The organism is Nocardia sp. CA-135953 (genome assembly GCF_050955735.1).
Lineage (GTDB): Bacteria > Actinomycetota > Actinomycetes > Mycobacteriales > Mycobacteriaceae > Nocardia.
Window position 1 is genome coordinate 6,409,505 of record NZ_CP192082.1, and the last position, 13,294, is coordinate 6,422,798.

Sequence of the window (13,294 nt, forward strand, 5' to 3'; positions counted from 1 at the left end):
GACTGATTGTTGTTACGACACAATCGATTACAGGCTGATGTGCTGGAAACCCTCTTGGTTCTCCTGCTCCATCTGCATGTACTGCTGGGTACCGTGACCGACCTGCTCGGTAATGGCGTTGAGCTTCTTGTGCAGCTCCTGGGAGTGCTGGGCCCAGTTGGTCGAGGCCGCGACGAACGCTGCCTTCGCATCGCCCTCCCAGTGGGTCGCCGCGGCGACCTCGTCATCGATCTTCTTCAGCGTGCGCTGCATGTTTTCGACCGCGGCCGCCATGTACTCCTCGGCCTTCTTCGCGGTCGGCTGGTCTACGTGTACGCCTTCACTTACAGCTTCACTCATCGTGGACACCTCTCGTGTAGTGATTCCAATGCCCGGAAACGATGTCGGGTGACATCGCCGGAAGGTCGGCGGCTGACTTACTGCGCGCCCTCAGGGTCTACTGCGGAAGCCACCTTCCCCCGGGCAGTGATTCGATCAAGGCCGAAACCGCTTGCGCGATACGGTGATCGGTGCCCGGTGTCACCGTGGACCAGACCTGCTGATCCGCAGCAATACCGGGCGCGGCCACAATGCGACCGCGTCCGGTGTCATAGACCGCGACCGCACCGGGCGGCCGGGTGGTCGTACCGTCGAGATGGGCGTAGGCCACGATCTCGGCGAAGGCATGGCAGGAGGCGAAGGCCAGCCCGTAGGCGGTGGCGTCACGATCGGCGACGCCCAATGCATAGACGGCGTCCGCATAGTCTTCGGAGGTCTGCGCCGCGGTGTTGTTTCGAGCGACCCGCAAGCAGTCGCTAGCGGTGAGTCGCTCGCTCAATTCGCTCGACAGCGCGCTGAAATCGACCACCTCCGCCGGCGTTCCGGCTCCGAGCGCCGCGAGCAGCGGGCGCACCAGCGCCGCGCCCGATCCGTCCGCCCAGACTGTCCGCACGTCGAAGGTGTCGCCGGTGCGCACCGCGATCGCATGCTGTTCGCCGCGGCGGGCCAGGCAGATCCGAGTCACGGCCGGCGTTGCGTCGGGCCCGGTCGCATAGATGCGGGCGACCAGTTCGCGATCGGGTAGGGCCAGCGTGAACATGGCATCGGCCAGTTCGGAATCGACATCGCCCTCGGCGTCGAGCACGCCCGCGTCGACAAGTTCGGTTACCGCGCGGCGCTGGGCCTCGGCCCACGCATCGAACGAATCCTGTTGCGGCCCAACGGAAAGCACCAGCGGCAAGGTCTGGACACCGAGTCGCTCGGCCACCGCGAGCAGTCCGTCATTGGTCATGGTCGTCATTCGGCACCTCCCGATGCCGTCCGACCGGTGGCCGCAGGCGCTTCCGGAGCGCCGAGTACCGCCGGGGCGGCGGCGATACCGAGATCGGCACCGATGGCGTCGCCGGTCACCGCGGCCGCGCGGGGGGCGTATTCCTCTTCCTCGGCTCCGCCGGCTGCCGCCATCGCGCCGGGAACCATCGGCAGCGCATTGGCACTCGCCGTGGAGGTCGGAACCGTTTGTGGTGTAGTCACTTCCACCGGCGCAGGTGCTTCGGTGAAGACCGGTGCCCGATTCGGCCGCAACTTCGTGAGCGTCGGGACAGCACCGATTCCGCCCGGCATGAACATCCCGGGTGTGATCGCGGGCAGCGCGGGCATTGCCGAAGTCGCGGCCGACGCCGGCGCGCTCGCTTCCTCGGCCGCCAATGCGGCGGACGAGGCGATTACCGGCGGATCCTGCTGAATCCACGGTGTCGCAAGCGGTTCGGTCGCCGCCTCGTAGGTCTGCATAACCCTTGCGGCCGCCGCCTTCGCCATATCGGCGTCGGTGTCGGCCCGGGCGGCCACCGCCTCGAGCGGTGCGCCGAGCGCGCCACTGATTGATTCGAGCATCCGCTGTACCGTCTGGATGGCCTCGATCTCGGCGGTATGCGGCATGGTCAGCCGGGCCAGTTCATAAGCGGCGGCTTGGGTTTCGGCGCGCACCGCATTATTGCCCGCGGCCGTCGCGGCGTCGGCGAGCCAATCGCGCAACCGCGAAATCCGGTCCAGCACCGGGCCGCTCGTGGTGGATTGCCACGCACCGCGCATCGACGCGACGATCAGTTCGTATTCGGTGACCGCCGTGCCGAATCCGGCGGCCAGCCGGGTCCACGCGGCACCGGCCTCGGCCATCGGTACCGCGCCGGGACCGGTGGACAGTTCACGCGCCAGCCGGTCCGGCTCGCGCGCGCCCCAGACCACACCGGTGAAACCGGGCCGCGGCGGTTCGATCATGGTGGCTCCGTGTCGTATTCGCTCTGGTGTCAGGCCGCGCCGGAGACGCCGAAGTCGGCGACACTGTCGTTCTCGGCGCGACCGAAATGTGCGGCCTGCGCGCGCAACGTCGCCGCCAGCTTGCGCAATTCCACGATTCCGGCGGTCGCGCTCTGGCCGTAGGAGGCCGCGACATCGTTCATCGTCTGCGCCGCGCGCACCGAAACCTCGTCGACGCCGGCTGGCGGCACCGTCAACGCGGGCGAGCCCTCGCGCAGTTCCGCTTCCAGCCGGGCCGCGAGTCCGTCGAGCCGGGTGGCCGCGTCCCGGGCCGCTGCCGGATCGAACATCACTCCATCGAAATCCGTACCGCCGCTTGCCATCGCAACCTCCTGAATCAAGGAACCTTTAGAGGGTGAGTTCCTTATCGGGTGGTGGCTCGGAGATCTGTTCGGTCGCGCCGACCACCGGCAGCGAGACCCCCTCGATCGGTCCGACGACCTCTTCGCCGTGTTCGGCATTGACCAGGAAACCGGGCATATCGCCGCCCGCATCCCCCGCCCCGCGCGCACCTGCCGCGCCCGCCGCGCCGTAGGGCATCATGCCCGGGCTGCCCGGCGCACCGGTTACGCCACGTGCCGCGGCAACGGGTTCCGCTGCCGCGGAACCGGTTCCGGTGGCATTGAAGCCGGGCATACCGCTGAGTCCGGCGGTGCGGGGTCCGCTCCACGGGCTCAGTGGTGTCGATATCGGGGCCGCGCCGATACCGCCCACACCACCGCCACCGCCACCGCCACCGCTGCCACCGCCTGCGCCATCGCCCGACGCGCCGTGCTCGGCTTCGTCCTTCTCCGTAGCTTCGCGCTGCTCCTTCGCGATGGCGTCGGCCTGCAGTTTCTGAGCCTGCGTCGCGTTCTGCGTCGCCACCTGGGTGAGCGTCTGCGCGCCGGTCTGCGCCATGGTCATCAGCGGGGTGAGCAACTGCATCACCTGCTGCATCGAGTCGACGCCTTTGGGGGCATCGGTGACCTCGACCTTCTTGCCAACGGCGGTCATATGCGCCGAGTGCGCGGTCATTTCCACCCGAGTTTTGGTCACCACCGCGATGCCCTCGGTGACCGCCTCCACGGTCGCCGCCGCGATAAACGCTTGTCCGCCACCGGTTGCCAGCCACGGCGTCGCCGCGGCCACGGTGGCCATGTACTTGGCGATGACCGACGCCATCAGCGCGCCGCCGGTCGCCACCGAGGTCGCGCCACCGGCGAGCGAAGCCTTCTCCTGCGCGCTCTGCGTGGCGAGTTCCGCGCCGTTCGCCGCGGCCTGTCCGGACTTGTTCGCGGCCTGCATCGCGGCCAGGCCCTGCCACAGCGACATGACGGTCTGCAGCGCCTGGGTGCCGAGTTGGATCGCGGTCTGCGCGGCTTGCGCGGTGTCGGAGAGCACCTTGGTCGGGTCGGGTCCGCCGCCCGCGGGCGCGCCGAGATTTCCGGTGCCGAAACCGCTCGCCATATCGGTGAGCGGCCTGGCCAGTGCGGCCAGATCGATGACCGGCAGCGGCGGCAATTCGGGCAGCGGTGGCAACCCGGAGACTTCCGGAAGTGGGCCAAGGCCCATATCCTTCAGGATGTCGTTGACCGGTCGATCGATCAGCGGCGCAAGGGCACTGCCGCGCAGCAGATCTACGATCGACGGATCGAGCGGCGCAGTCATTGCTAGACGCCGGCAGCGCCGAATTCGGTGCCGGATGCCGCCTCGGCCGCCTCATAGGCGGCGGCGCCCTGATGCGCGGTCAGCGCGGTACCCGCGTGCACACCGGCCAATTCGAACATCGAACTCACGTGATTGGACTGCGCGTAAGCGAACGCCATCAGAAAGTCCTGACCGATCAAGCCGAATACCGGCGCGGCCGCCGCAACGGTTGCCACCTGGTCGAACGCACCGGCCGTCGCGATACCCGTGGCCATGGCCACTGCCGAGTCCCCGTACGCGCGAATCGCATCAGGCGTAGCCACGAGTTCGCTCATCGTGATCCCCCATCCCGTAATGGAATAGACCGACTCTTCATAGAACCCATCAATCGAACTGCAATGCCGAAAGTCAAACTTGCACAAACTTAAGGTTCTTGACAAAAGTTCTACGGGGACAGCGTGAACGTCAGGTGTCTACTCGGCAACTTCCTCGTTGAAGGCAGTGACCAATTCGCTACGTCGCTCGAATGCCTGCCGCACCGCGGCGGCCGCTGTCGCTACCAGCGTCGACTCGAATTCCGCCGGTGTCATCCGCGAAACAGCCTGGGAGAACTGCAGATCCAGCAATGTTCCGTTGCCATCGACCTCAACGGTGATCGAACCGTCACGCGCGGTCTCTCGCCCGCGCACCCCGGCCATATCGTCGGTCAGATCCCGGATCCGATACAGCCGCCGCTGCACCCCGGCCATCAGTTCGTCCATGGTCTCGTACACGATGGAAACTCCTCTCGGACAACGGGGAACTACACCTGACGCAACCAGCTGTCCGGCTCGGTCTCGTACTCCTGCTCTTCAGCTAATTCCTGGCGCGCAACATCTTCGGCGGTCGGCAACCCGCTCAGCGCCAACATCTCCGCGGGCACTCCCGCCGCCGCCAACTCCGCCCTACGCGCCATCCCGGCCCGATTGGCCGCCTGCCTGCACAGCCGCAGCACCTCGGCAGCCAATGCCTGCGGATCGCGCTTCAACTCGGTCGCTTCGACCGAAATACCCAGTGGCAGACCCTGCTCCGTGGTGCGCACCGAGATCGCGCCGCTGCGCGAGGTCGCGGTCCATTCGGGAAAGCCCGGTTGTGTTTCGGCCATGGCGGCCACCTTTCAGACTCGCTCGTCCTTGATCGCACGCACCACCTCGGCGACGCGCGTATTGATCATCGCGGTGAGGTGTTTCGCATCGATGGCACGCGCCACCGGCGGATTCTGGTCGTCGATCGCATAGCGGCCGTCGTCGCGAATGTCGCGCCACTGCAGCCGATGTCGAGTGATGCCGCGCGGGCCGAAACGCGACCGCCCCTGGATCACATCGATCGTCCCGGAACAGGAGGTCGGTAGTGCCAAGAATTCCGCGGAGCGATCGGCGATCGTATCGTCGAAGGAATCGTGCACCATCGATCGGCCGAGCGAGTAATCCAGGCCGTCGCCCTCGTACTGGGTGGACAGCACCACGGCGGCCCGGCGGCCCGGCTCGATCTCCGGCAGCGCTCGCACGATCGCACCGGCGAGATCGACCGCATCGCATTCGGTGATCGTGAAACCACCGGAATGCCAGTATGTTTCGCCGGCCAGCTCGGAGAAGACATAGCCGCGGTCACCCCGGCGGACACCGTGCAGCCGAACCGACACGTCCGGCTGCCAGGGTTCGGCCGGGTCGTAGCCTTCCGCGACGATGCGCAGATCCGGGAAGGCCAGCACGTCCAGCACTTCGTCGAACGACCGGTCGCCGGAGTGCCGCAGCCGCGCCAGCGCATCCTGTTGTTCGCGGACATAGTCCTCGTTCACCCAGGTGCGACAGGTGTAGACGAATGGTTCGGGCAGGTAGTCCTGCTTCAACGTCTCCCACTGGACGATGAATTCCAGGTCGGTGAACTTCCAGGTGCGATTCATTGCTCGACAACGGGTTTGGCGACGACCGGCGCGTCGCCGAGCGCCTCTTCGATGTGCTCGACCGAATCCAGATACGCGGCCCGCTTGTGTTCCTTGTTCTGCCCACCGGCACCATGGCCCGCGGGCCCCATGCCACCGGGTGAACCCGGCTGGCCCGTGCTCGCGATGCCCGCGCGGCTCGTCGTCGCGGCCGCGGCCGTCTCGGCAGCCGCCGCCCGCGGGAACAGCTTCGAATTCTGCAGGCTATTGGGTGAAAGATTGGCTCCGGCACCGCCACCCGCACCGCCCCCTGCGCCACCGCCCTTGCCCGCGCCACTACCGCCGCCTGCTTTGAGGGCGTCCTTGCCCAACCCCGACAGCGCGGACGGCAGACCTGCGAGGCCTGCCGACTGCATATCCTTGGCCGCCGCGGCCTGCGCCTGCTGGGCCGCCGCCTGCGCGGCCTGGTCCATTGCCTGCTTCACGCCGTCCAGGCCCTGTTGCGCGGACTGACTGGTTTGCTGGGCCGCTTGTTGGGCCGCCTGCTGCTGGGCGGCCTGCTGCTGGGCGGCCTCGCGCTGCGCGGCTTCCCGCTCGGCCTGCTGACGCTGCTGTTCGGCCTGCTGGCGTTGCTCGGTCGCGGTCTTCTCGGCCTGCTGGGTCGCCCGGCGTTGCTCGGCGAGCGCCTGCTGAGCTGCCTGCGATTGGGCACCCGAGGTACCACCCCTCCCGCTGCCGCTCCCGCCGCTCCCGCTGCCGCCGGTGCCGCCACCGGGTCCGGTCTGCTGGGTCTGCTTGGGCGACGGCGTCGGCGCGGTCGGCTGCACCACCGGACTCACCGGCTGAACCATGAGCGGAATCGCATTGCTCGATGCCGCCAGTCCGGGTACGTACCAGTCGTTGAAGATCCGCTTGGCCTTGTCGACTTCCTCACGCGCGTACTGGGGCGTGATCGTTTCCGGCGTGATATTGGGAGTATTCGACTGCACCGCCCATAGCCAGCCCGAGGTGTTGAGCAGATTGCTGGCGACCAAGCGCATACCGTCGACCATGTTCTGCACACCGGACACATAGGCCTGAACCGCGCCGCCCGCCTTCACCGCGGCGTCGCTGTTCCAGTCATCCGAGGTCTGCATCGCGGTCATCTGGTTGCCCAGATTCGCGGCGGGCCCGGTCACGTGCTCGGCCATATCGCTCCAGACGCCGGAGGCGTCGGAGGTGTGCCCCATCCCGTCGAACAACGATTGGTGCCAGGAGTAGGCGGTCGGGTAATCCAGGACACTGGCCGGCTCCGGACGAACAGGTTCGGTATCGCGTCCGTCCTTCTCGTTGGCATATTGCTTCAGGTCGGCCGGTGGTCCGCCGTATTTATCGGTTCGGCCGGTCTTCCCGCCCCAATCCGGGATCTTGGTGGTGCCGTCGGCGGGCAGACTCCAGCTGCCGTGGCGTTCGGCGGAGCGGGCATTCCTGAGCCGATCGAATCCGGAGGTATTGGCCTCCTCGGCGGCGGTGTACAGCTTGCCCGCGGTAATGAACTGCTGTGCCAGATCCTGGAGAATGGTCTTGTGGCTCTTGGCCCGGTCGTTCAGATCGCGGCCCGCGCGCTGGAACTTTCCCTGCAGCGCGATGCCGGAGGGGAGATTCCCGAACCCATCGACCTTCTCGACGAAGTGTGTCCAACCCTCGATGGTGTCGAAGACGTCGTACAGGTCGATGGCGTACTTGGCCAGGGTTTGCAGACTCGTCTGCTTGACCGTCAGATGCTGCGAATCCTTGCCGATATCGTCCCCGGAGAGCTGCCAAGGATTGGGCTTGTCATCTGTCGGCGCCATTGGTCAACTCCTGTCCCGCTCGGTGCTGCCTCGACGCGCGGTGTGCGCCCCTCGCGTCGCCCCTCATCCGCGCCCATATGACACCGATCATCCCATGAGCTGCGTGAACGGTCGGTGACCTCATCGTGAATCATGCTGGCGCTCATGATCGGTCACCAACTCCGAGACCACGAGCCGCGCGTCGACCACGGCTATCCGCAAACGGCTGCGCGTCGAACCTTCGCTTGCAAGGATCGGCGCGTGCGGCTTGTGCTGGTGGAAGACGATGACGGAGTCGGAGAAGCGCTGCAGGCCGCGCTCACCGCTCGGGGCTACCTCGTCGACCGCAAGCGGCGCGGCGCGGACCTACTACGCGCCCACCGCGGCTACGACGCGGTGATCCTCGATCTCGGACTTCCGGATATGGACGGGTTGGAGGTATTGCGGCGGCTGCGTGAAGCCAGCACGGTCCCCGTCCTGATTCTCACCGCCCGGGCCAGTGAGCGCACCGTAGTGCTCGCGCTGCGCTCCGGCGCGGACGACTACCTGGTGAAACCGCCGCGCATCGCGGAGCTGGTCGCGCGGCTGGAGACGGTCACCCGTCGCGTCGTTGTCCACTCCGCACCGGTGGAAGCGGTTGTCTCCCAAGATGTTCGGGTGGATCTGATGGCTCGGCAGGTCGAGGTGGCCGGGGTGCCGATCATGCTGACTCACAAGGAGTTCCAGCTGGTTCGGATCCTTGCGGAACGACCCGATACCGCGGTCAGCAGGCAAGAGCTGATGGACCGCATCTGGGGCGACTCGTCGGCCTCGGTATCGCGGGCACTGGATGTGCACATGGCGGGATTGCGCGCGAAGCTCGACCGGCCCGGTTTGATCACCACCATCCGCGGCTTCGGCTATCGTTGGCGCACCGACGGATCCTAGGCCCGTACCGAACCGTGCCGCTGCTGGAAGCGCCGCTCGAACTCCGCTGCATAGACCGACGGCGCCACCGATGACGAAGATTGTTCCAGCACACCGTCATCGGCGACGTAGAAGATCGCGCGCCCGATCGAGATCTCACCGGGTTCGGTCGGCACGTACACCATCCAGCCGACGCTGATCCGGTCTGCACGCAGATCTTCCATCGGATAGCCGGTGGTGTCCATATTCTGATCCAGAATGAACTGGCGGACCTGGGCCATCGCGGCGTCCCGCGAGATCGGCTCCGGCAAGGTGATCGTCACACCGGCCAGCGTGAGCTGATAGAGGGCGCTGTCGATATCGAAGGTGCCGTCGTCGCCGAAGACCTCGACGAGCGTATCCCGAGTCACCACACCGATTTCCGCCGCCGACACCAGATTCGCCACCGCCGCCCGCTGCCCATCGCTCGGCTGCTCCGCGAGCAACCCAGCGACCACGCCGGCCACCGTATCGGAGGTCCAGATGCCGGGCACCGCTTCGCTGAGCCGGTCCGCGGTCGGCGACTCGCCGCGATACCACCGACCGCCGTCCCACCAATAGCAGAACGACAACAGCCCGCTGGCCGCGCGCGGATTCAACACCGGATTGGCGACCCACTCCGGGGCTCCCGCATACAGTGCGGGCATCGGCGTCGCACCGTTGTAGACGGCATCGAGTTCGGGCGCATTCCATACGCCACCGGACAGCACCGCGCGACCACCCGGCAGGGCATACAGGGTCGATCCGCTGCGTTTCGAACCTTCGAACCAGCCGAGAGCGGGCAAAACCCTTGGCCCCCACTGTGATCCGGCGGCCACGAAAGCAGCCGCGATTATGGCCCAGCGGGCCGACAGCACCGGGAAGGCCGGAAAGTCCCGCTCGGACAGCACCGGGCGCACGCCGGTCTCCCGGTCCGCCCTGGCCTGCGCGGCCGCCGCGCCCGCCGGGCGCGATTGCCGATCACCGTGGCCGATATAGGCGGCGAGCCAAACCGGCAGCCGGTCGCGCGGGTACGCCTGCAAATCCGCGAGATAGACCTCGGGAAGGAATAGGTGATCGTCCGGGAAGGGCTCGTCACCGTAGTCGTAATCGACCTCGATCTCGCCGGTGCTCGCCAACTCGATCAACAGCCGCCACCAGGGGCCATCGCTCAATTGAGCCGAGAGATGGCGCTGTTCGCGGACCAGTTCGACCACATCATCGGCAGGCTGCACCCGCGCCTCGCGCTGTTCGTCATCGGCGAATGTCACCAACCCGATTTCGGTGCTCGTGGTCATCGCGAAGACGGCCTCCAGGCGCCGCCAGCCCGGTGGGCCACCGGCCGCGAGCGCGCGGGCGATCCGGTGCATGAGCTGTTCGGCGTGCTCGGCGACGTCTACTGGTTCGTCGAGGGTGAAGCCGATATCGGGGGCGTCCTCGTCTTCTTCCTCGGTGGTGTCGTCGGCCGGGTTGTCGGCGGCCTCGGAGGCCTTCATGAACTCGGCCGAGAACTCCGCATCGCCGTCCGGTACCGCCGCGCGCTGCTCGTGATTCGGGGTCGGCTCTTCATTCGACTTGTCGCCGGGTGCTTCGCCATCAGGTGTGGTCACGTCGCCGCAATCTCCCTCATCTGCGCACCGCGCACGGGAACCCACGCACAATGCCCGAGCTAATTACCGTTCCCATCCTGGCACAGCGCCGAGTTACGCGATTCACAAAAGGTCGGGGCTCAGCAGGTGTCCCTGAAGAGCCCCATCGGCGTGCGGCTCGCCATTGACCGCGCGCCATTACTTTCCGTCGGGATGGCCGACGGTGGCGAGGGCGGTGGTCCAGTCGGCGACGATGGCGTCCTGGGCGTCGGTCAGTGCCACCTTGCCCGAGCACACCAGCGAATGCAGCTGGTTCTCGACGGTGTCCTTCGGATTGTTGGGTCCGGCACCGGGCTTGTGGTCGGGGGAAGGTGGCTCCACCCACAGGTTGCGCGGGTCGTTGGGGTCGCCGCCGAGTTCCAGCGAGACCAGGTGGTCGTATTCGGCGTCGTGCAGCGAGCCGGTGTACCCATACGACTTGGCGTTGGCGTCCTTTTCCCGGTTGGTGATGTTGGCCGGCGGCCGGATCGAGGACGTGTAGCCGCCGGCGCAAATGGTGCTGCCCAAGGTGTCCGGGGTGACCTTGGGGTTGGTCGCGCCCGGCGTGCACGCCGGATCCGGTAGCGGCTGACCGCTGGCGGACTTGCCGAAATGGCAGCTGCCTTCGGCCGGTTGCGGCTGCACCGTATAGGTTCCCGACGGACCCGGACCGACCGGCACCCGTGCGGCCTCCTGCGCGGCGGGCGGATGCGGCACAGCCTGGGAGATCGGTTTCGAATTCTGGTGTGCGCAACCGGCTGTCAACAGCGGCACGGACATTAATGACACCAGCAGGAGCTTGCGTGTTTTCATGACTTCCTTCGGCAGACCTTCATCTGTACCCAATTGTCTGGTACGGCAGGTGATATGGCAGCGCGATGCGAAGTGCATGCGAATGCGTAGGGGTTCCGTCGTTCGCGGTGGCGACGGAATTCGCAGTCCGGCAGGGCAATGGTTAGCGGCATGTTGTCGGCGCTGCATGGGCCGAAGAGCGGTACGGGAACTAGGCACGCACTGGGGCGCAGTCGTCGTCGATGTCGGCCTGCGCGAGTGCCTGGTCGAGGTCGACGGCGGCCATGTTCAGCGGGTCGGTCAACCCGGGCTGGTTCGGCGGACCGCCGACAAGAATGTCAGAGCGCGACGCCGACCCAGCCGGCGAAACTTGACAGGCTATCGGTGCGCCGTCGTTCAGCCGCCGCGATCCCGTGCAGCGTCTCGCGTACAGAGGGGTGCAAGCGGGTTTGCTGTGGTGCGATCCTCCGTGCCCGGTTCAGCGTTTTCAGCGCCTTGTCGGGTTGACCTGAGAGCAGCCACGCCCGCGCAGTGTCCTGCCAGTGGTGCCCTGCGCGGGGTGCCGCTATGCCTGCCGGAAGCACCAACGCCGAGCCTTCCCGTGCGGCTTTGTCGGGGTCGCCCGCCTCGAGTTCGACCGCGCACGAATGAATGCCGACATTCGCGGGCCCGAAAAGGGTTCCGTACAGGTCGCTTTCACCGTTCATCGACTGCGCAAGTTGGCCGGCTTCGGCGATGTGTTCACGGGCCACGTCTGTACGGAATCCTCGAGCGGCGACGATCGCCCCGCACAGGTGGCCGTATCCGCGGACCGCATTGGATGCCTCGCTGTTGCCGGCAATCATGTCCAGTCCCTGATCTATCAGGGTGAGTCCGACATCATTTGCGTTGTGGTACATCAGAACTCGGGCTCGCTTGATCTTCGCTTGCGCCGCGTACAGCGGGTCATCAGCCTGTGCCGCCAACCATTCGAGCCGGTCAAGTACAGGCACCGTCATGTTCATATACCCGAAACGTCGACACAACCGTTCAGCGGTGACATGTGCCGCTGACAGCAGCGTAAACACCCTGGCGCGTTCGGCATCGGTGCCTGCCGCGTGCAGTGCCCCATACATTTGCCGGATCAGAATCGGCAGCCGCGCTAAAGCGGCCCGTCCGCGATCGTCTCGGTAGTCGCGTTCAACCAGGGCCATGTCACCGGCCAACTCCGCCAGCGTCGGCGGCTCGACACCTTGCACGTACTGCCCTTCGGCCAGCAGCGCCCGCAGATCGGTCAGACCTTCCAGCGGCCCATCCGTTTCGATCGTGTCGTAATAGGGCGTACCCGTGAGCTGTTCGGGCTCGACCCCCAACGCTCGCGCCACAGCAGCTGTGAACGCGGGTGACGCTGGTTCACGGCCCTGCTCGACGGCCCGTAGCAGTGAAAGACTGTAGTTGGCTTTCTGTGCCAACTGGATTTGTTTCAGCCCGGCGAGCTTGCGTTCAACCGCGATGCGGTGGCCTACGTGGGTCACAGCGGACTCCCTAGCAGTTGGGCAGGTTTGGCATCTATAGCTGAGACTACCGGCCGCGACCAGGGCGTTGCGAGTTGTCACCAGGTTGTCACTCGCCGCTCTTATATGCCCATAACGTCGGATTGAGCACCTCCCCAGCGGGACGCGCCCCGGAGCGCACCGCGAGCTACGAGCCGCCCAACGGTGCGGTTGGTGCCCCCGCTGGGGAGTGTGCAGCCAACGACAAGGGGAGCAGACCGTGACTGTGAGCGACCTTCCGCATCGAGTTCCGTTCGTCGGCCCGCCACGGCCCGAGTTCCGGGGTTGGTGGCAGCCACCGCCCGCCGAAGTGATCGCGCAACTCGGCATTGCAATCAGCGAACTCGACTTTCGGGCCGACCCCGAGGAATCGTCCCGGTGCCGGGGTGTCGAGTCCTCCGGCACCGGTGACTACGAACCACCGACATGGGTGCCCAATGGCGCACAGTGAGCCGAAAGCGAAGCTCTGCCCCCGCTGCACCCATCAGGACGCCGAGCCGAGCACCGGCATTTGCCGCTACTGCAAGACCGCTATCGAGCGTGCAAGCCGCGCAATCGTTCTCGCGCTACGCGACACCAACACCAGAACCAACCACCCGGTGGGGTGGTTGCAGCACCACGACGGATCATGGGCACCCGTAGACGATCACGGGTTCATCGGCCAGACATTCGCATTCGCATCGGACGATTACCACGAGTTCGACGAGCACGCCGTGATCACCGTCGAACCGATCTCGACCAACGACACCGAGGCCGACTAGC

Annotated in this window: 16 protein-coding genes; 3 read left to right on the forward strand and 13 right to left on the reverse strand. The window is 66.4% G+C overall.

Annotated features, from left to right (window positions below):
* Window positions 1–27 precede the first annotated feature (27 nt).
* The 10 genes from ACQPXH_RS29450 to ACQPXH_RS29495 all read right to left on the reverse strand — a co-directional run bounded on the left by ACQPXH_RS29450 (window position 28) and on the right by ACQPXH_RS29495 (window position 7,677).
* Window positions 28–339, reverse strand: coding sequence for a WXG100 family type VII secretion target (locus ACQPXH_RS29450; RefSeq protein ID WP_433599712.1), 312 nt, complete (start codon window positions 337–339; stop codon window positions 28–30).
* 97 nt (window positions 340–436) lie between these two features.
* Complete coding sequence (locus tag ACQPXH_RS29455) at window positions 437–1,279, reverse strand: ESX secretion-associated protein EspG (protein WP_433599713.1); 843 nt, start codon at window positions 1,277–1,279, stop codon at window positions 437–439.
* On the reverse strand, window positions 1,276–2,256 hold the full coding sequence (locus tag ACQPXH_RS29460) for a PPE domain-containing protein (protein ID WP_433599714.1): 981 nt from the start codon (window positions 2,254–2,256) through the stop codon (window positions 1,276–1,278). The genes ACQPXH_RS29455 and ACQPXH_RS29460 overlap by 4 nt, the downstream gene beginning before the upstream one ends.
* Window positions 2,257–2,285: 29 nt before the next feature.
* On the reverse strand, window positions 2,286–2,618 hold the full coding sequence (locus ACQPXH_RS29465) for a PE family protein (protein WP_433599715.1): 333 nt from the start codon (window positions 2,616–2,618) through the stop codon (window positions 2,286–2,288).
* Between the two features lie 25 nt (window positions 2,619–2,643).
* On the reverse strand, window positions 2,644–3,945 hold the full coding sequence (locus tag ACQPXH_RS29470) for a hypothetical protein (protein WP_433599716.1): 1,302 nt from the start codon (window positions 3,943–3,945) through the stop codon (window positions 2,644–2,646).
* A 2-nt stretch (window positions 3,946–3,947) separates the two neighbouring features.
* Window positions 3,948–4,247, reverse strand: coding sequence for a type VII secretion target (locus ACQPXH_RS29475; RefSeq protein WP_433599717.1), 300 nt, complete (start codon window positions 4,245–4,247; stop codon window positions 3,948–3,950).
* A gap of 150 nt (window positions 4,248–4,397) precedes the next feature.
* A complete protein-coding gene (locus tag ACQPXH_RS29480) occupies window positions 4,398–4,697 on the reverse strand; it encodes a YbaB/EbfC family nucleoid-associated protein (protein WP_433599718.1) in 300 nt (99 codons plus the stop codon).
* Window positions 4,698–4,726: 29 nt separating this feature from the next.
* Window positions 4,727–5,068 (reverse strand): hypothetical protein, encoded by a 342-nt coding sequence (locus tag ACQPXH_RS29485; protein WP_433599719.1) that lies wholly within the window; start codon window positions 5,066–5,068, stop codon window positions 4,727–4,729.
* A 12-nt stretch (window positions 5,069–5,080) separates the two neighbouring features.
* On the reverse strand, window positions 5,081–5,866 hold the full coding sequence (locus ACQPXH_RS29490) for an ESX secretion-associated protein EspG (RefSeq protein ID WP_433599720.1): 786 nt from the start codon (window positions 5,864–5,866) through the stop codon (window positions 5,081–5,083).
* Window positions 5,863–7,677, reverse strand: a complete 1,815-nt coding sequence (locus ACQPXH_RS29495) for a hypothetical protein (RefSeq protein ID WP_433599721.1) — start codon at window positions 7,675–7,677, stop codon at window positions 5,863–5,865. The genes ACQPXH_RS29490 and ACQPXH_RS29495 overlap by 4 nt, the downstream gene beginning before the upstream one ends.
* A gap of 240 nt (window positions 7,678–7,917) precedes the next feature.
* Here ACQPXH_RS29495 and ACQPXH_RS29500 point away from each other — a divergent pair, with 240 nt between their 5' ends.
* On the forward strand, window positions 7,918–8,583 hold the full coding sequence (locus ACQPXH_RS29500; protein WP_433599722.1) for a response regulator transcription factor: 666 nt from the start codon (window positions 7,918–7,920) through the stop codon (window positions 8,581–8,583).
* On the opposite strand, the gene ACQPXH_RS29505 is transcribed toward ACQPXH_RS29500, so the two are convergent.
* The 3 genes from ACQPXH_RS29505 to ACQPXH_RS29515 form a co-directional block, all read right to left on the reverse strand.
* The gene (locus ACQPXH_RS29505; protein ID WP_433599723.1) at window positions 8,580–10,190 is read right to left on the reverse strand and encodes a hypothetical protein; all 1,611 of its coding nucleotides are present in this window, start codon (window positions 10,188–10,190) and stop codon (window positions 8,580–8,582) included. The genes ACQPXH_RS29500 and ACQPXH_RS29505 overlap by 4 nt on opposite strands.
* 177 nt (window positions 10,191–10,367) lie before the next feature.
* The gene (locus tag ACQPXH_RS29510) at window positions 10,368–11,021 is read right to left on the reverse strand and encodes a hypothetical protein (RefSeq protein WP_433599724.1); all 654 of its coding nucleotides are present in this window, start codon (window positions 11,019–11,021) and stop codon (window positions 10,368–10,370) included.
* A 317-nt stretch (window positions 11,022–11,338) separates the two neighbouring features.
* Window positions 11,339–12,514, reverse strand: coding sequence for a helix-turn-helix domain-containing protein (locus ACQPXH_RS29515; protein ID WP_433599725.1), 1,176 nt, complete (start codon window positions 12,512–12,514; stop codon window positions 11,339–11,341).
* Window positions 12,515–12,752: 238 nt separating this feature from the next.
* Between ACQPXH_RS29515 and ACQPXH_RS29520 the strand changes: the two genes are divergently transcribed.
* Both ACQPXH_RS29520 and ACQPXH_RS29525 read left to right on the forward strand, forming a co-directional pair.
* Complete coding sequence (locus ACQPXH_RS29520; protein ID WP_433599726.1) at window positions 12,753–12,983, forward strand: hypothetical protein; 231 nt, start codon at window positions 12,753–12,755, stop codon at window positions 12,981–12,983.
* The gene (locus ACQPXH_RS29525; RefSeq protein ID WP_433599727.1) at window positions 12,970–13,293 is read left to right on the forward strand and encodes a hypothetical protein; all 324 of its coding nucleotides are present in this window, start codon (window positions 12,970–12,972) and stop codon (window positions 13,291–13,293) included. The genes ACQPXH_RS29520 and ACQPXH_RS29525 overlap by 14 nt, the downstream gene beginning before the upstream one ends.
* Window position 13,294: the final 1 nt, after the last annotated feature.